The organism is Aedoeadaptatus acetigenes (assembly GCF_025566985.1).
In the GTDB taxonomy this organism is placed as follows: Bacteria; Bacillota; Clostridia; order Tissierellales; family Peptoniphilaceae; genus Aedoeadaptatus; species Aedoeadaptatus acetigenes.
In genome coordinates this window covers 51,111-69,680 of sequence record NZ_JAOQJD010000003.1, presented here as the reverse complement: position 1 = coordinate 69,680, position 18,570 = coordinate 51,111, and the positions used below count along the sequence as shown (strand labels likewise).

Here is an 18,570-nt window from a genome sequence, read left to right as displayed (position 1 = left end):
CGTACACTGAACTTGACCTTTTGAAAAAGACAAAGGATAATTGAGCCTATGAACTATCGAATCAACAATTTACATCGGCCCATCGACTCGAAACCCGAAGCCTACGAGGCCGAAATCGAAAAAATCACCGGATTAAAGGCCGGCGACTACACCTGGCGCCGCCACCGGGAGTCCGTGGACGCGAGGAAGGGGCGCACCATGCGCTTCACCGCCGCCGTGGACATAATCACGGACAAAAAAGTGCGCAAAAACAAACAGATCCTTCCCGTAAGAGAAAAGCCCTACGATTTGTCGCCCATAGAAACGGCGGAGCGGCCCGTCGTCGTCGGCGCGGGACCGGCCGGGCTCTTCTGCGCCTGGGTGCTCGCCAAGCGGGGCATGGCGCCGATCCTTTTGGAGCGAGGCGACGCCGTGGAAGATCGCGTGAAAAAAGTGGAAGCCTTTTGGGAAACCGGCGAGCTGGATCCCGAGAGCAATGTGCAGTTCGGCGAAGGAGGCGCCGGCACCTTCTCCGACGGCAAACTCACCAGCCGCTCCAAAGATCCCCGTGGTCGCACGGTGCTTGAGTTGTTCAGCCGCCTGGCGGTGGATGAGAGCATTCTCTACAAGAAAAAGCCTCACGTAGGCACCGATGCCCTGAGAAAGGTTTTGGTTCTTTTAAGAAAAGAACTGGAGCATATGGGAGCGGAGATCCACTTCCGCACGGCGTTAAAATCCATTACAAAAGATGAAGAGGGCTATCTCCTCACAACAAACAGCGGGGATTTTCGCGCCAAATATGTGGTCTTCGCCTTGGGCCACTCGGCTCGTGACAGCTTTTATATGCTTCACGAAAAGGGCGTGGCCATGGAGCAGAAACCCTTCGCCGTGGGCTTTCGCATCGAAGAGCCACAGGCCGCCATCAATGAAAGCCAGTACGGGGACATGTGCCGCTTCCTTCCCGCCGCCGATTACAGCCTCACCGCCAAAGTGGAAGAAAAGGGCGTCTACACCTTCTGCATGTGCCCCGGGGGCAAAGTGGTGGCCGCCGCGTCGGAGGAAGGCGGCGTCGTGACCAACGGCATGAGCTACAAGGCGCGGGACGGGGAAAATGCCAACGCCGCCGTCCTCGTCACCGTGGATCACACCACCTACGGCGAAGGCGTTCTCGCCGGCGTGGAATTTCAGCGCGAAATCGAGCGGAAGGTCTTCGCCATGACGAACAGCTACAAGGCGCCGGTTGAAAGCGCGAGCAGCTACCTTTACGGCGAGAAAACGGCGGCCGTTACGCCGACCTACAAGCCCGGCACATTTTTTGCAGACCTGCATACCATTTATTCCGAGGAACTGGACCGTGCCTTGACGGAAGGGCTCAAAGACATGGGCCGCCGCTTCCCGGCCCTCATCGAAAAGGCGCTGCTCACGGCGCCGGAGACCCGCTCCTCTTCGCCGGTGCGGATCACGAGAGATTCGGCGTCGTTGGAATCCATAAGCCACGAAAACCTCTATCCCGCCGGGGAAGGGGCGGGCTATGCCGGGGGTATCGTCTCCTCCGCCATGGACGGCATGCGCGTGGCGGAAAAAATCATCGAAAAGGAGAAAAACCATGTACGGAATTGATGTACTCATGAAAGAACACGAACAGATCCTGCGCTTCACCGGGATCATTCGCCGCTATTTAGTCAAGGCATTGGAAGGGGAGGTTTTGTTTCAAGACGAAGTACTTCCCATGATCGAATTTATTCGCAATTATTCCGACGCCCATCACCACGGCAAGGAAGAAGACATTCTCTTTCGCTACATGCTCGCGGATTTAGGCCCCGTGGCGGAAAAAATCGTGCGCCAAGGCATGTTTGCCGAACACGATCAGGCGCGAAACATCGTGAGGAATTTAGACGAGGCGTGGCAAGTGTGGGAAGCTGATCCCACCGATGAACATCTCCTGGATGTCTTCGGGCTCATGTACAACTACGCCTTTTTGCTGGAGGCCCACGCCGAGCGTGAAAACGCCGTGGTCTATCCCTTTGCCGAAAGGAACCTAAGTCCCGAGCGTTTAGAGGCCGTGGATCGGGAGACGAAAGCATTTGAAACCGAACACGCTGCGCGTAGGGAAAACTACCTGAAGGAATTGGACCGTTGGGAAGGGCTTTTGGAAAATAAAAAGGCCTAAACAATTGACAGGAAGCCGGATATTTGATAAGATTACTCCGTAAACCAAATCCGGAAAACCGGAAAAAGCGGCTTGATACAAGCCCCTTTTTTATTGAGTTTATTTCCATTAATTTAGTCAGAGGAGGTGTGTGATGGCAGATCGCGTCACATTAGAATGCACAGAGTGCAAGCAAAGAAACTATGTCACGTACAAGAACAAGAAAAATACGCCTGAACGTATGGAAATCAAGAAGTATTGCAAATTCTGCAAGACTCATACGGTCCACAAGGAGACGAAGTAAGGAGAGATACGATGGCGCAAAAATCCACTACGCCGAAAGTTGAGGAAAAACAATCCTTGACGAAATATTTTCGCGGTGTCAAAAGGGAATTTAAACGGGTCGTATGGCCGACGAAAAAACAATTATTCCAATATAGCTTAATCGTTATTTTCGTAAGCATCGTCACCGCCCTGTTTCTTTACGCCGTTGACTTTGTCTTTAGCCACATTATGGGCCTGATTTTCGGCATATAAGCGGTATGGAGGATTTCAATTGACAGATGATTTAAATCGCACCCAGGGCGAAACCTCTCAGGAAGAAGCCCATTGGTATGTGATCCATACCTATTCCGGCCACGAAAACAAAGTCAAAGACAATATGGAATCCATGGTGAAAAATCAGGATCTAGGCGACATGATCTTTGATGTCCAGGTTCCCATGGAAGATTACGTCGAAGAAAAAGACGGCGTAAAGAAATTAAAGGAACGCAAAATGTTCCCTTCCTACGTCCTGGTAAAAATGATTATGAACGATAAATCCTGGTACGTCGTCAGAAATACCAGAGGCGTCACCGGCTTTGTCGGCCCGGGGAGCAAACCCATTCCCCTGTCCGACGAAGAAGTCAAGCACTTAGGCGTGACGAAAAAAGAAGCCCTGTCGGATACCTATGCCGTGGGCGATCGCGTCAAAGTTCTGACGGGACCCTTCGAAGATTTCGTCGGCATTGTCAAAGAGCTGGACGAGGAAAATCGAAAGGTGAAAGTCACCATTTCCATGTTCGGCCGCGACACATTGGTAGAATTGGATGTCAACCAATTAACCGAGGCATAAACGTAAGCACATTAAGAGTGGGAGGGAAACCCCGCAAAACCACATTAGGAGGTGTACTATGGCAAAGAAAGTCATAGCAATCGTTAAATTACAAATCCCCGCAGGCAAGGCAACGCCGGCACCGCCGGTCGGTACCGCCCTCGGGCCCCACGGCGTTAACATTATGGAATTTACCAAAGCATTTAACGCCAAGACGCAAGACCAAGCCGGCATGATCATTCCGGTTGTCTTGACCGTCTACCAAGATCGTTCCTTTACCTTTATTACCAAGACCCCGCCGGCAGCCGTCTTAATTAAAAAAGCGGCAGGCATCGACAAGGCAAGCGGCGAGCCCAACAAGAACAAAGTGGCCAAGATCACCAAAGATCAATGCCGTCAAATTGCCGAAACGAAAATGCCCGACTTAAACGCAGCCGATGTCGAAGCGGCCATGCGCATGATCGCCGGTACGGCACGCAGCATGGGCGTCGAAGTAGAAGGTTAGTGGGAGAAATTCCATTTCGTTTGAACCACAAGGAGGTTAAACATGCCTAAGAGAGGTAAAAAATATCAAGACAGTCTTAAACTCGTCGATCGTTCCAATCTCTACGATGTGAACGAAGCCATTGAATTGGTACAAAAGACCGCCGTCGCTAATTTCGATGAAACCATCGAGCTCGCCGTTCGTCTCGGCGTCGACCCCCGTCACGCCGACCAACAAGTCCGCGGCACCGTCGTCCTGCCTCACGGCACCGGTCGTACGGAACGCATCTTGGTCTTCGCTAAGGGCGAAAAGGCAAAAGAAGCCGAAGAAGCCGGCGCAGATTACGTCGGCGGCGAAGAGCTCATGAAGAAGATCCAAGATGAAAACTGGTTCGAATTCGATGTCGTCGTGGCAACACCCGACATGATGGGCGTCGTCGGTCGCATCGGTCGTGTTTTAGGTCCCAAGGGCCTCATGCCGAACCCGAAAGCCGGCACCGTTACCTTTGAAGTAGCACAAGCCGTGCAAGAAATCAAAGCAGGTAAAGTTGAATACCGCGTCGACAAAGCGGCCATCATCAACGTACCCATCGGCAAGAAATCCTTCGGTACCGAAAAACTTACCGAAAACTTCAAAACCTTAATGTCTGCCATTATTCGTTCGAAACCGGCAGCAGCCAAAGGTCGCTACTTGCGCTCCGTCACCGTGGCTTCCACCATGGGCCCCGGGATCCGCGTAAACGGCTCTAAATTAATGGATTAACAAGATAAAAGATTGCGCTCGCCTCGGCGGGCGCTTTTCTTTTGCAAACAAAGCCTTGAATCTTAGCAAAAGCTTAGATGCGCCGACTCTTTTTCTTTAGCGGCCTCTGCTATAATGAGAAAAAAGGGGGAGATGAAATGAAAAAAGGATTATTCGCCGCGCTTCTCTTGCTTTTTTTGGTGGGCTGCACGGCGCCGGCGTCGCGAACGATCGATCATGTGATCTTTTGCGGTCAACTATTGGACGCAACGGATTACATAGGAAAAGACGGCAAGGCATTCATCGACGAAGCGGTGGTCATGGAAAAGGCCTGCTATCTGCCCGTGAAAGACGATAAAAATGTGTCCTTTAAAACGACGCGGGAGAAGATCATTCAAATTCCCATTGGAAAAGATACCGTCCTCCTTCAAGGCGACAAACGCTACGTGAACATGGAAGAAGTCTTTGAATCCCAGAAAAAAACCGTCTGCTACGATGAAGAGAAGCACCTCCTCGTCCTGGGCACCTTCGACCGGAAGGATTTGGCATACAGCGACATCACGCAAAAAGAAACCCTAAGCGATCCCGCCATTACCTGGGATTGGCCGGAAGACGGCATCGAAGGGGTGGAGGTGGTAAAGGGCAAAGACAGCATCGCCTTTAAGTTTAAAGCCACCGGCGAAATCTTAGGCACCATTGAAGAAAACCCAAAAGACTTTCCGAAAAAAGATCAGCTCCTCTTAGGTGCGAAAGACGGAAACTATTTGGTGGCCACAGTGAAAGAAAAAGAACCGCGAAAACAGGGCGAGGTGCCGAGCCGCCGCTCCTACGCCATCGACGGAATTATGTCCCTATTGACCTCGGTAAAAATGTAAAAAATTTCATACCAAAGGGCGAAAGCATCTCCACGGAGGTGCTTTTTTTGTGCCATTGAAAAGCAAAGATTGAAATTAAAATAACCCCCTGTTTACCGTGGGAAAAACCTTGAAATCTTCGGGATAAGGGAGCGATGAGAAATGATATCACTCCCCGGGCGTTAACCGAGGTTAACGAAAAAATTATACCGAATCCATTGATAAAGTCTATCGGCTTAATTAATATAATGATAGCAACAATCAGTTAGTTTTTATCAAACCATAGACAGAAGGAGGAACATGAATGAAACGACACATAGCACTCTTGTTGGCTTTTTGTATGCTGCTGACAAGTTTTCCTGTAAGCAGTGTCCACGCCAATGGGGCGAAGGAAGTGCCTCAGGGCATTGTCTTCGACACATCGGAAGGTGCTTTGAAAATAGGATTTGCAGGCGATGAGCCCGGAGAAGCACAAAGCGATTGGATGCGAAGCATCACGGCGATTAAAATCAACAAGCAATCTTATTACAGAGAGGGCACGTCGACAGGCGAGGCGAATTACACCTTCGGATATGATGAAGACGAAGGAAAGATCATCATCGACAATCATGTCCTCGTCTTGCCGGAAAATCTCATTGAGATTACGGCGCAAGGTTATACCTTTTATAAAGGCGTGATCAAAAACGAAAACATAAAGAAAATGGCAGACGGTCTGACGATCACATCCATTGAAACAGGCCAATCCAGCACGGATCCCGTGGGAACTTATGTCGGTGTTCGATTGAGATACGCCCATGATTCCAACGGTGGCGCATTAACTTACTTATTAAAAAATAATGTGGAAAAAGTCGTCATCGACGGCAAGACGCTGAACTTTATAGGCAGCGACAATTATCCCAATCTCCTCTGGCAAGGCGGCGTTTTCCGCACTTGGGATAAGATGAAAGACGCGGCGGCCATTGTAGAAAACTTCGGCAGAAAAACCGCCCACGAATTTAAAATTATTATGAAAGACGGCTCGGAAGTCGTGAAGACGGAAGCGGGCTATGTGGACGAAAACAAAGAACCTGCGCCGAATAATAAACTTAGCCAAGTGAATACCGGCGGCATGGCAGAAGGTTTGGAAATTACCGGTGTGGGAACGCCTGAAAAATTAGGCAACGCCCTGATCCTTTCAAGTGATACGCCGCAAGATCAATGGCATACCAAATACTTCCAAAACATTCGTTACATCCTCGTCGACGACAATCAAGGCAATGATTTAAGACCGGGCTTTACAAACTTCTTTATCGATGCGAAGAAAGACACGAGAGATCTTACGCTGTTTAATGGGAAGCTCGAATTTGCCATGACGGGCTTAAAATTACTGGACAACAAGGCCCACAAAATCGAAATCGGCTTTAAAGACGACAATACCATTACCTACACCCAAGCGGGCTATGTAGCGCCGAAAGAAATTAAATTCGATGTGAAGAAATACATTGAAAAGGAAGATAAAAAGCAAAAACCGGAAACGGGCAATGAAAACACATTGGCGAAGCGCTTCCAAATCGAGCGCATCGGTTTCTCTAAAAACTGGAAAAAGGAATACGACTACAGTACGCCTAAAATTTTCTTTAAAAACCTTCCGCTGAGTTCCAATAGGGAAGAGAGCAATGCTTTAGAAGAAGCCATGAAGAATGCCTCTTTCCAAATCAATGGCGGAGAAAAAATTACCAATGTTCAAGGTTGGATCACGCGCGGTTCGACGGAATGTTTTGAAGCTTATTCTACCAGTGAATATGGCGGACCGGCTTTAGGGAAAGCAATAAAAGAAGCCGGGGAAGATCCTCATATTGTAGTTACCTTCTCCGACGGTTCCGTTTGGGACAACAAACCGGGCGAAAGCGGCCACGAAACGCCGGCACCTGAAACCGGAAAGAAAGACGAATACCCCATTCAAAACATTATCTTTAGAATCAATGGAGCCTCACCGCAATTGGAATTGGATTTCGGTTCGGCTCAAAAGGCAAAAGAAGTTGGAAACGAAATTAAGACCATTAAGATCAACGGAAAAGCATACGACAAATCGACCTTTGGTTTTAGTACGGTCACCGATCACTACGTTTCCAACGATGTAGAAATCGCCAAAGCCCTTTACGGCAAGAGCGAAATCAAAGTGGAAATTACCTACAACGACAACACGACGGCGACCAAAACCGTGACCATTAAGCCCGTGGCAGATCCCAATGCGCCGAAACCGCAACCGGAAGAGCCGACGCTCGTCACCAAAGTCGATGCTGCCACAGGCGTAAAAGCGGAATACATGTCCGATGTCTTTGAAGAGGGAACGGAATTTAAAGTAGAGAAAGTCGAAAAAGCGACATTCTTAAAAACCTATAAAAATGCTGCCAAGGAAATTGAAAATGCAGGCAACTTCACCGCCTACACTGTTTCTTTCGTAAAGAACGGAGCAAAGCAAGGTACGATTAAGAATGTGAAGCTATTCTTCCCCCTAGGCAGCCACAACAAGACAGGCGTTAATTTATATCAAGCCTATGCTTACGAAGATGACGACGATCAACTGCAAACGGGAACCTACAAAGTGGAACCGAAAGTGGAAGGGGATTTTATCACCTACTCCACCAACACCTTTACCACCTACGCCATGACAAGCGACAAGATGATCACCAAAACCGACGACGCGGCGAAGGTAACGGTTGAATACCCGAAGGGCGCGTTCAAAGACGGAACGGAATTAAAAGTTGTAAGTGTCACAGGCGATCAATTTGTAAAAGACAATGAAGCGGTGAAATCTGTTGCCGAAAAAGCCAAGACTGTAACGGCTTTTGACATCAGCTTCTTGCTTAACAATGCGAAACAACAGCCGAAGCGCAAAATCATGGTGACCCTTCCCCTTGGGGCCCACGATAAAGACAGCGTAAAGGTTTACCATTACGACAAAGAAAGTACAGCGGCACCCGAACTTGTAAAAGGCGTGAAGATCCAAGGGAACAACATCGTCTTTGAAGCGGACAAATTCAGCTACTACTTCGTCACTTCCGGCGTAAAAGATAAGCCGGGGGATACAAGGAAGCTCAATGAACGATTCGCCATTGAAGCGGTGAAACTCGAAACCTCAAGCTACGGCTCGAAATCACTAAAGATTTACTTTAAAAACTATCCGAACAAAGATGAAAAAGAAGCACAAAAGGCCTTAGCCAAGGCCATAAAGGAAGCCACCTTTACGATTAACGGCAGGGAATCCGTTAAGAATGTGGAAGGCTACTGCTCCTACGGCAGCGTCAATGCCTTCGACGTCATTAGCAGAGACCTGCAAGAGGCCATAGAAAAGGCGGGAGAAAATCCTCACATTAAAGTGGTCTTCTCCGACGGAAGCCAGTGGGAAAACAGAAAAGCCGGCGAGGCACCTGCGAAGACCGACAACTTCAATTTAACGGACAAGCTTCCCGACGGCGTATACACCATTCGATTTATGGCATCGAGAGAGGGCGAAACCACAGACCTTCCTATGGTAAGCGGCATTATCGGCAATCGCGCCAGGCTTGTCGTAGAGGACGGCAAAATGACCTTGTCCTTGCGAGCAGGCAGACTGGCGAATCTAATACTGGACCTAGGCATGAAGATCGACGGTCAATTTAAATCCGGCGTAAAAACCACCGATGGCTTAAAACAAGATCAAGCCATCTACACTTGCGAAGTGAAGGACTTGGATCAAATTCAAAAGCTCGCTGTTCTTGTAAACGGCATGATGGGAGGAAGTGCCGACAAAAAAGATCAGTTCGATAAGTATACAAAGGCCGACCTCCACTTTAAAGCCCCTATTAAAAAAGGCTTTACAGGCTATGACGATCCCACGGATCCCGAAGCACAAAAGAAGAGAAACGCCGACAATCTTACCTTGAAGCTTATCGATGCCGGCGTAAAGGATTTGGACGATGACGGCAAGCTTTCCCCTGAAGAATTGCAAAAGGCCACGGGCCACCTGGATCTTTCCGGAGAAAAAATCGCTAAGACGCCGGATATTTCCATGTTGAAGGATCTCGGCCCCGGCGTGACGGGCATCGAGCTTTCCAGCAACGACATTACCGAAATTCCCGCAGGGCTTTTCGATAAGATGACGGGCCTCACCCATATTAATATTTACGGCAACAAGCTCGAAAGCCTTCCCAAGGGCATTTTCGATAACAACGAATACCTCTCCACCTTGTGGATGTCCGGGAACAAATTGAAAGACCTGGACAAAGGCCTGTTGGCGAAAAACAAATACATCAAGGAGATCGACCTGTCCAACAACGGCATTGAAAAACTGCCGGAAGGCTTCTTAAAAGATGCGAGTCGCCTGGAAACCTTCTATGCTTCCGAAAACAAATTGACCAGCCTGGACGGAGTTTTGGCGGACAAGTATAGACGCTTGAGAATCATCAATGTGAACGACAATGAATTGACAGCCCTGCCGGAAGCATTCGGCAAGTACAAATCCTTGGAAGAACTTCGCGCCAACAACAACAGGCTGAAGGCCCTTCCGAAGACCATGGATCAATTAAACAGACTGGTATCTCTTTACCTGGAAAACAACGAAATTGAATCCCTGCCGGAAAGCCTCTGGCTGCGCATGGCGGATAACGCCAATAAATACGCCACGAAGTATCCGAATTTAATCGTAAAGGGCAATCTGTTGAAAAACATTCCCTTCGATAAAATCGCGGCAAAAGCAAGCGGTCAACGGGTGCGCTTCAATAAATTCGACGTATCCTGCAACTACTTGAAATCTACCTTGACGGACGCCGAATTGGCCATCATTAAAAAAGCGGGCGTGACCATAAAAGACACCCACGACAACTATTACCAACCGCAACGTAGCGCCATGAATGCACAAGTGAGCTATGCAGAGGGCAAAGTAAAGGTAAGCCAAGATTTGGATTTACTTCAAATGTTCTACTGGAATAGCGGCGACATTAACGATTGGAAATTCTTCAAGAGCCCCGGCGAATACAAAGACTTTGTGGAAAACACCATTTACAGGAAATACGGCATTCGCACAGGCAACGAGCAATTGGCCATAGCACAAGTCTTGGATAAAGACGGATGGGACTGGAAGATTCAAGACACCATTGAAAAAATTGACGGCGTCAAGGCCACAGTGGTCTATAACGGTTTTGTGAAAAACAAGGGCCACAACGAGATCGAATCGGAAATCGATCCGGTGGACAGCTTAAACCCCGTCATTGAAACAGCGTTGGATTCCGGCGCGAATTACAAACTGACCCGACGCCTCATGCTTTCGAAGAATAATTTCGAAACGGAATTCTATTACTCGGTCGACTTCAAGACGCCCGAAACGTCGGCCGATGAGAGCCTTGCTAAGGCAAAGGATGCGTTAAGGGCAGCCATTGAGGCGGCAGAAGCTACGCTTAAAGACGGCAAAGATTACACCGACGAAACGAAGCAAGCAGTAGAAGAAAAAGTGGTAGCTGCTAACGAAGCATTAAAAGGCAACGAAGCAGCGGCCATGAACGCGGCAAAAGCTAATCTTGAAAATGCCGTGAAGGCCCTTAAAGAAAAGGAAGTTGTTCCACAAGAAGACGCCAAGCTTCAAGAAGCGAAAGCAGCTTTAACCAAGGCCATCGCAGCCGCAGAAGCTACGCTTAAAGACGGCAAAGATTACACCGACGAAACGAAGCAAGCAGTAGAAGAAAAAGTGGTAGCTGCTAATGAAGCATTAAAAGGCAACGATGCCGAAGCTATGAACGCGGCAAAAGCTGATCTTGAAGAAGCCGTGAAGGCCCTTAAAGAAAAGGAAGTTGTTCCACAAGAAGACGCCAAGCTTCAAGAAGCGAAAACGGCTTTAACCAAGGCCATCAAAGTAGCAAAAGCTAAATTGAAAGACGGCAAGGCCTACACGGCCGAAACGAAAACAGCGGTGGAAAAGGCCATCACTCAGGCAGAAAGAGATGTAGCGGGAAGGGACAAAGCGGCCATAGACAAGGCGAAAGCCGATCTTGGAAAAGCAGTCGCCGGCTTAAAAGAAGCACAAAAACCGACGCCTCAACCGACGCCTCAACCGCAACCGAAGCCGAATCCGCAACCGAAGCCGCAGCCGAAGCCGACGCCGCAGCCGCAACCGAAGCCGACACCGAATCCTTCCAATGAAAATAAAAACAGGCCCGGCGGCTCCTCTTCCGGTAGCGCAAGCAATCGATTCGGCGCAAACACCCAATCCGCTTCGTCGAAACCTCAGGAAAGCAAACCGGTTGAAAAACCGAAGGTAACGGAAACGAAACGGAACTTTACGGTCAATGTGCCGAAAGAAGCCTTCGTCAAAGGCTATCCCGACGGAAGCTTTAAACCGAATCAAAAGGTGGTTCGTTCGGAAATCGCCACCATGCTGGCGCGTTTTGTAAGCGTAAGCGGCGATTTACAAAAAGCCCTGGCAGACATTCGCCCCACGGATTGGTATTTCGACAGCTTTAAAACCTTAATCAATGCAGGCATTATTACCGGCTACGGCGACGGCAATTACCGTCCCAATGAAGGGGTAACCAGAGCCCAAGCGGTGACCATGATCGCCAGATTAAAAGGCCTTCAACCGAAACAGGGCGGATTTAAAGATGTTCCCGCAAACGCGTGGTATGCAGGCTATGCCGGCGCCCTGAAAGAAGCGGGCATCGTCGTCGGCTACGAGGACGGATCCTTTGGCGGAGACCGCGTCATTACCCGTGCGGAAATTATCGCCATGATTAACCGCGCATTCAATATTCCCAAGAAACAATCCCGCAAAGCGTTCAGCGATTTGCCGGAAAACCACTGGGCTTACGAGGACATTCAAAAAGCCGCCAACTAATTGCGGAAAAAGTAAGAAAGAGAGGATGCTCATCCAATGAGTAAACAAGGAGTTCGTTTCAGACGATTTGTCATACCTGTGGTATTAAGTTTCTTAATGCTCTTTACAGCCATGATGAGTCCGAGCTTTGCAGCCGCCCCCAATGGGACGGCCAAAGCTGCCTCCTTTGGCGACAAAGATCCATCGGAAAAAATTACCTTGCTCGTCGCACTGAAAGAGCGCAAGCGAGAAAAGAGAACGGGATTACCGTCGGTGGATGCCGAAGATTTAAATACAAGAGAGAATATTCGCGCGCAAGTGGCCTATGCCCGTGCGGCGCGGGAAACTTTTTACAAGAGTTTAAAGGACGCGGGAATTAAGTACAATGTCGTAGAAACCTACGACGTGGCCTACACCGGCGTCGCTTTGGAAGTGCAGAGGAAAGACATTGGCGCCATTGAAAAAATGACAGACGTCGCCTCGGTGGAAATTTCCCAACAGTTCAAGGCGCCGAAAAAACCCATCATGCCCCGCTCCTTCGGAAAGACGGACATCTCGTCCAATAACATGGTGGAAGCAAACAAGGCGTGGAAAAAAAGCTACGCCGGAAAAGGCAGCGTCATCGCCGTCATCGACTCCGGCGTGGATCCTTACCACGAAGCCATGAAGCTCAGCGACCCGAACAGCGGCCGCATCAAAAGCCAAGGCGAAGTCAAGAAGTTGATCGACGATTTGGACATCGCCCGCGGCGATTACTTCAGCTCGAAAATTCCCTTTGGCTACAACTACGCCAACAAATCCACCTCCATCAAAGAATTCGATCCCATGAGCCACGGCATGCACGTCTCGGGCATTGTGGCAGGGAACAGCGAAAAAATCCAAGGGGTAGCGCCGGAAGCGCAAATCGTCTTTATGCGCGTCTTTGGCGGCGGCGTCTTCGGAAACGGCACTTCGGCGGAAATTTATACCAAGGCCATTGACGACGCCATTAAACTGGGCGTGGATTCCATGAACATCAGCATCGGTTCCCCGGCAGGTACGGAAGATTACGTCTTCCCCAACACCGTGCTCGCCCTTGAAAAAGCGAAGCAAGCGGGAATCCTCGTGGCCATTGCGGCGGGGAACAACGGCTTCTTCGGCTACTCTCCCGGTTCAAACAGCAAACCGAAAGCGGAAAATCCGGACATCGGCATGTTGGCCGATCCCTCCGTCAGCCCCAATTCTCTTTCCGTGGCCTCCATTCAAAACATGAAAGTGGCCAAAAAGGGCATTCAATTGATGGGCGACGACCGCGTGTTAAGTTTCCAGCCGACGAAAATTGGCAAGGTAACGGATCAATGGGTTTTCTTAAAAGATTGCGGTTACGGACGGCCGGATGATTTTAAAGAACAGGGAAATGAAAACACCTACGCTTTAATCGAGCGCGGCGAGCCGGGCCCGGTTGCCGGCGAACCCCTTTCCTTTGCGGACAAGATCAACAACGCGCGGGACAAGGGCTATGCCGGTGTGATTATTTACGATAACGAGCCGAACATGCCTTTGATTCAAGTGGAGGCACCGGGGACGACCATTCCCGCGGCCTTCGTCAACAGGAAAGACGGCCTTTATTTAAAGAACATCGTCGAAAGAAATCCCCGGGCGCAAATTCGTTTTAACGACGAGTATGTTTACAGCCTTAGCGAAGACGGCGGCCAACCGTCGGAATTTTCCTCTTGGGGCTTGACGCCAAACGGCAATTTGAAGCCGGACATTGCGGCACCGGGTGGCGGCATCCTCTCTTCATTAAACGACAATCAATACGGCGTTATGGACGGCACGTCCATGGCCGCACCCCACGTGGCCGGCGGCGTGGCCCTTGTGAAACAACGGGTCGAGAAAGACTTCTCCGGCATTCGCGGCGATAAGAAGTACGATCTCATTAAAAAGCTGTTAATGTCTACGGCCCAACCGTACAAATACAATGATTCCGGCGCCTACGCATCGCCCCGTCAACAAGGCTCGGGCCTGATGCAAGTGGATAAAGCCATTACAGCCACCGCCTTTATCGAAGGGTCCCACGGCTTAACCTCCATCAATCTAGGCAAAAACTTAAGTGGTGACAAAGTCACCGTGCCCTTTAAAATTGTTAATTTGTCAGATAAGGCCAAGACCTACACCTATTACGGCGTGTTAAACACGGATCAGGTCGAAGGCGGCAAGATCCTCTTGCGTCCTCAAAAGATTTCCGAAAGCGAAAATAAAACCGTGACCGTGGAAGCACACGAATCCGTAGAATTAACCGTGGAACTTCCCGTGACGGGACTGGACAAGCTGAAAGAAACCATGCCCAACGGCTTCTTCCTGGAAGGTTTTGTCTTCTGCGAAGAACAGGGCGGCGTGAATTTATCCGCGCCCTTTGTGGGCTTCCACGGCAATTTCGACAAGCTGGAAATAGCGGAGACACCCCTTTACGATTTGGTAAAGGCAAATAAGCGCTCCTATTACTACGACAAAGGCGGCGAAGACGATTACTACGGCACCAATATCGGCGGCGAAATCGACAAAAACCTCATCGTATTGGGCGCGCAAGCGAAATCGACGAAGGCAAATCCCATCTTCGATAAAGAAAAGATCGCCTTCTCGCCCAACGGCGACGGCAGAGCGGACAAGGCCATCTTTATGGCGACCTTCCTGAGAAACTACGGCGGCGTCGAAATCGCCATTAGAAATCATCAGGGCAAGCTGGTTTATTACAGCAAAAACCCGGAAGACCACGGCGTGAAAAACTACTTCGTGGATCCGAGGGTGGGCAATATGTTTGCCAATAATATGATGACCACCAAGCCCCACTGGCAATGGAACGGCACCGATTCATCGGGCACGCCCCTTCCCGACGGAAAATACCACATGACGGTAAAAGTCGCCGCCGCCGGAAAATCCATCGGCGCAGACAGCCAAGTCATGGAATTTCCCATGACCATGGACAGAGTGTATCCCCGCGTAAAGAAGGCCTACTTTAACGGCGACAAGAGCACCTACACCATCGAATCCATCGACGAAAACGGCTCCGGCATTCTTTCCGTGCGCTTGAAAAAAGGCAAAGACACCATCGAGCCCAAGATGGAAAACGGGAAATATGTTTTCGACTTAAAAAATATAAAGATCGAAGATTACGAAGTGGAAATTAACGACCAAGCCCGCAACGATTTGCGCTATCCCCTGACGAGCGGCGAACGCACCGGTAGCGAACGAAGCGTGCGCATCAAGGCATTGGTCGGCAACGATCCCGTGCCCGCAGAAGCCTTTACCTGGACGGTACAAAGTCCCGACGGAAAAATTGAAGACCCCAATAATCTTTCTCCCGGTAAGCACGTACTTGTGGTCAATGTAAAAGACGGAAACTACAAATTAATCGGCGAGAAAACCCGCGAATTCGAAATAAGACAAGACGAACTTGTGAAAGAGCTGGAAGTCCGCTTCGTATCCGTGGATACGGCAGATGTTCATATCAGTATGACCAATCCGGACAATGCGAATGTCTCCCTCCTGATAAAAAATAAAGACGTGGAAGGACAGGAATACGTACCGACCATTGTAAACCCCAGCCTTCGAACCATTAAGCTGCCCTTAGGCAATTACACCATCGATGTCAGCGGCATTCAAAAAGGCTATTACGCCATGGTCGACGGCGGCGAAGATTTCACCGTGGACAGCCAAAAACTGTTGACGAAGAACGTGAACGTGCGCAGCATCGAAAGCAAAGAATTAAATGTTCGCTTAAACCGTAAGGGCTACGAGGGCGGCCTTCGCTTAAAGTTAATCGGTCAAGACGTGTACCGAACGGAGCAAAACATTGAATTTGCACCGGGAGTAAGTGAAAAGACCGTACGCCTCGATTTCATTCCTTCCCATGTGGAACTCCAAGATATGGAAGACGGCTATTACGGATTAAGTAAACGTTCCAAAACATGGGCCGCCAATTCCAATGCAAGTGCCTGGAACGTCGCCCTTACGCCGCTGAATGAAAAAGATCCCAATTACGTCGATAAGAATGAACTTCGCGCATTAGTTGCCAAGGCACGCGAAGCCTTGGCCCATAAGTCGGACTACGCCATCGAAACGGAAGAAGATATTCGCAATTGGAAGTACATCGATGCTTACCTGCCCTTAGTGGACCAAACCATAGCCAACGACAAGGCAAGCCAAGATGACGTGGACAAGGTCTGCAACAATTTAAGAGAGGGCCTCAGCAAGCTGCGCAAGAAAGGCGAATCTCGCTTCGATCAATCGAAATTAGAGAAGGCCATTAAGCGGGCGGAAGGTTTAAAGGCGGACGACTACACCGATGAATCCTGGAAAGAAGTAGCGAAAGCCTTAAACGATGCGAAAGCCATCCTTCAAAAACCCGACGGGAAAAAGAATCAAGACGTGGTGGATATTGCCGCCATGGATCTGAATGAGGCCCTTGACGGATTGAAACGAAAAGACGATGCGGCTTTAGTAGACAAAAAAGTATTGGAAGACGCGTTGAAAGCTTACAGAGAGGCCCAATACAAGGCAGAGGATTATACGCCGGAATCCTTCGACCGCTTGGAATTGGCAGTGGAAGCGGCAGAAGAAATCTTCAATCGCCCCTTCCCCGCCCAAGAAGATGTCAATGCCGCGGCACAGGAATTAACCGATGCCATGGCGAAACTTCACTCCGTTACGGGCAAGAAAGAGCGTGAAGCCGAGCGGGAAGCGTTAAAACAAGAACTTTTGGCGGCTCGCGAGCTCAAAGAAAGTGATTACACGCCGAAGAGCTGGTTGCAATTGCAAGAGCGCATCGCTTTCGTACAAAAGATTGCCGATGACGAAAATTCCAGTTTGGACAGTTTGAAACACGGACGGAAGACCTTAAAAGAAGCCATCGATCTTTTGGAAAAACCCTCGCAAGAAGTGGAAAAAACGGAAATCTACGAACTTCCCTTTAGAGCCCTTCACGCAAGCAAGGATCAGGAATCCATGGCCGCCGGCGTCTTCAAATCCCCTGCGAAGGTGATTAAGACAACGGACAAAGAAGGCAAGGTTCATTACCGTGTCGTCGTCAACTGCAAAGTTCTTCCATTTGGGAACACGGAAGGTCATTTAAAAGACATTCTCTTTGCTTCCTCCGACGGGGAAGGCAAAGTGGACGCCATGCCCGTCATCGACAAAGTGACCGATGCCATGGGCGACTTAAGCTCGTTCACCATCGACATGGACAAAGACCCTCGTCCGGAACATTTCGTAAAAGTAAAATACGTCATCGGTAACGGACCGGGCTTTAACGAAGATATCATGCGTTTAAGCTATGATATCGCTAACATGAAGAAGATCGAAGAATCGGAAGAAAAACCGCCGAAGGTGGACGACGGCCTTGAAAAAGCAAAAACGGCTTTGAAGGAGGCCATTGAAAAAGCGGAAGCAAAACTTGCCGCCCCATCGTACACGGCGGAATCGAAAGCCAAGCTTGAAGAGGCCATTCATTCGGCCATGGCGGCGTTAGAAGGCAACAATGCATCGGAGATCAATCGAGCAGTAACGTCTGTTTACAACGCCATGGATCAATTGGTAAAAGAAACGCCGAAGCCTGAGCCGACACCGGATGTGCCGAAGCCAAATCCTGAGCCGGATGTGCCGACGCCGAAGCCGACGCCTGATGTGCCGACACCGAGGCCGAATCCTCAGCCCAATGTGCCGACACCGAAGCCGAATCCCGTTCCGAAACCGAATCCTTGGCCTCGCCAAGAGCCGAGAGGCGAATCGCCCGCGCCTTCTTATCGCCCGAGCCATCAAGCATCGGCGCCTGAGGTAAAACAACCTGAGGTAAAACAACCGGAGGTGAAGAAGGAAGCGCCGAAAGTTGCGGAACAAAAAGCCCACAGCTTTACGGTAAAAGCGCCTGAAAAAGCGTATGTAAAAGGCTTCCCCGACGGCAGCTTTAAGCCGAACAAGGAAGTGACCCGCGGAGAAGTGGCTCAAATTTTGAATCAATTCATTCAAAACAGCGACGCCTACCGCCTGCCGAAAGATGTAAGCGGCAGTGAATGGTACGGAAATAGCGTGGCTCGACTCTACGGCCTGTCCATTTTAAACGGCTACAACGACGGCAATTTGCGACCGGAAGGAAGCATGACCCGCGCGGAACTTGCGGCCATCATGACCCGCGTCTTAAATCTAAAGGTGGACAACGCCCGCTTTAACGACGTGAAAGGCAGTGCATGGTACAACGGCTACGTCGGCGCCGTGCAAAATGCTGGAATCATTCAAGGCTACCCCGACGGCACCTTTGGCGGCGAGCGCACGGTCACCCGCGCGGAACTGGTTGTCATTGTAAATCGCGCCTTTAAGGTCGTCGGAAGACCCGGAACGATGCAATTTAATGATGTTGACGCCAATCACTGGGCCTATAAAGAAATTCAAAAGGCAGCCAATTAACCATGGAGG

10 protein-coding genes are annotated in these 18,570 nt (G+C 49.8%); all 10 read left to right on the top strand.

The genetic code is table 11. The annotated features are described in order from the left end of the window. Positions 1-48 precede the first annotated feature (48 nt). The 10 genes from OCV31_RS02035 (at position 49) to OCV31_RS01990 (ending at position 18,561) form a co-directional block, all read left to right on the top strand. Positions 49-1,599 (top strand): NAD(P)/FAD-dependent oxidoreductase, encoded by a 1,551-nt coding sequence (locus OCV31_RS02035; protein WP_148472148.1) that lies wholly within the window; start codon positions 49-51, stop codon positions 1,597-1,599. Beyond that, positions 1,586-2,149, top strand: coding sequence for a hemerythrin domain-containing protein (locus OCV31_RS02030; RefSeq protein WP_267303744.1), 564 nt, complete (start codon positions 1,586-1,588; stop codon positions 2,147-2,149). The genes OCV31_RS02035 and OCV31_RS02030 overlap by 14 nt, the downstream gene beginning before the upstream one ends. A 133-nt stretch (positions 2,150-2,282) precedes the next feature. Further along, the gene (gene rpmG, locus OCV31_RS02025; RefSeq protein ID WP_108831860.1) at positions 2,283-2,432 is read left to right on the top strand and encodes a 50S ribosomal protein L33; all 150 of its coding nucleotides are present in this window, start codon (positions 2,283-2,285) and stop codon (positions 2,430-2,432) included. Positions 2,433-2,443: 11 nt separating this feature from the next. Then, positions 2,444-2,665: a preprotein translocase subunit SecE gene (secE, locus tag OCV31_RS02020; RefSeq protein ID WP_148472144.1), complete on the top strand. Its 222-nt coding sequence runs from the start codon at positions 2,444-2,446 to the stop codon at positions 2,663-2,665. A gap of 19 nt (positions 2,666-2,684) precedes the next feature. After that, positions 2,685-3,242, top strand: a complete 558-nt coding sequence (gene nusG / locus OCV31_RS02015) for a transcription termination/antitermination protein NusG (RefSeq protein ID WP_148472141.1) — start codon at positions 2,685-2,687, stop codon at positions 3,240-3,242. 58 nt (positions 3,243-3,300) lie between these two features. Beyond that, positions 3,301-3,726, top strand: a complete 426-nt coding sequence (gene rplK / locus OCV31_RS02010) for a 50S ribosomal protein L11 (RefSeq protein ID WP_148472139.1) — start codon at positions 3,301-3,303, stop codon at positions 3,724-3,726. A 42-nt stretch (positions 3,727-3,768) separates the two neighbouring features. Beyond that, positions 3,769-4,467, top strand: a complete 699-nt coding sequence (rplA, locus tag OCV31_RS02005; protein WP_148472137.1) for a 50S ribosomal protein L1 — start codon at positions 3,769-3,771, stop codon at positions 4,465-4,467. A gap of 137 nt (positions 4,468-4,604) precedes the next feature. Beyond that, positions 4,605-5,321 carry a hypothetical protein gene (locus tag OCV31_RS02000; RefSeq protein ID WP_148472135.1) on the top strand — a complete coding sequence of 239 codons (717 nt, stop codon included), beginning with the start codon at positions 4,605-4,607 and terminating at the stop codon, positions 5,319-5,321. Positions 5,322-5,604: 283 nt separating this feature from the next. After that, entirely contained in the window at positions 5,605-12,144 is a 6,540-nt protein-coding gene (locus OCV31_RS01995; RefSeq protein WP_148472133.1) for an S-layer homology domain-containing protein, read from the top strand. 36 nt (positions 12,145-12,180) lie between these two features. Further along, positions 12,181-18,561 (top strand): S8 family serine peptidase, encoded by a 6,381-nt coding sequence (locus OCV31_RS01990; RefSeq protein WP_148472131.1) that lies wholly within the window; start codon positions 12,181-12,183, stop codon positions 18,559-18,561. Positions 18,562-18,570: the final 9 nt, after the last annotated feature.

Bases quoted from the DNA above. Each gene is read 5' to 3' on its own strand.
- OCV31_RS02035 (WP_148472148.1), top strand. From the start codon at position 49: ATGAACTATCGAATCAACAATTTACATCGGCCCATCGACTCGAAACCC.
- OCV31_RS02030 (WP_267303744.1), top strand. From the start codon at position 1,586: ATGTACGGAATTGATGTACTCATGAAAGAACACGAACAGATCCTGCGC.
- rpmG (WP_108831860.1), top strand. From the start codon at position 2,283: ATGGCAGATCGCGTCACATTAGAATGCACAGAGTGCAAGCAAAGAAAC.
- secE (WP_148472144.1), top strand. From the start codon at position 2,444: ATGGCGCAAAAATCCACTACGCCGAAAGTTGAGGAAAAACAATCCTTG.
- rplK (WP_148472139.1), top strand. From the start codon at position 3,301: ATGGCAAAGAAAGTCATAGCAATCGTTAAATTACAAATCCCCGCAGGC.
- rplA (WP_148472137.1), top strand. From the start codon at position 3,769: ATGCCTAAGAGAGGTAAAAAATATCAAGACAGTCTTAAACTCGTCGAT.
- OCV31_RS02000 (WP_148472135.1), top strand. From the start codon at position 4,605: ATGAAAAAAGGATTATTCGCCGCGCTTCTCTTGCTTTTTTTGGTGGGC.
- OCV31_RS01995 (WP_148472133.1), top strand. From the start codon at position 5,605: ATGAAACGACACATAGCACTCTTGTTGGCTTTTTGTATGCTGCTGACA.
- OCV31_RS01990 (WP_148472131.1), top strand. From the start codon at position 12,181: ATGAGTAAACAAGGAGTTCGTTTCAGACGATTTGTCATACCTGTGGTA.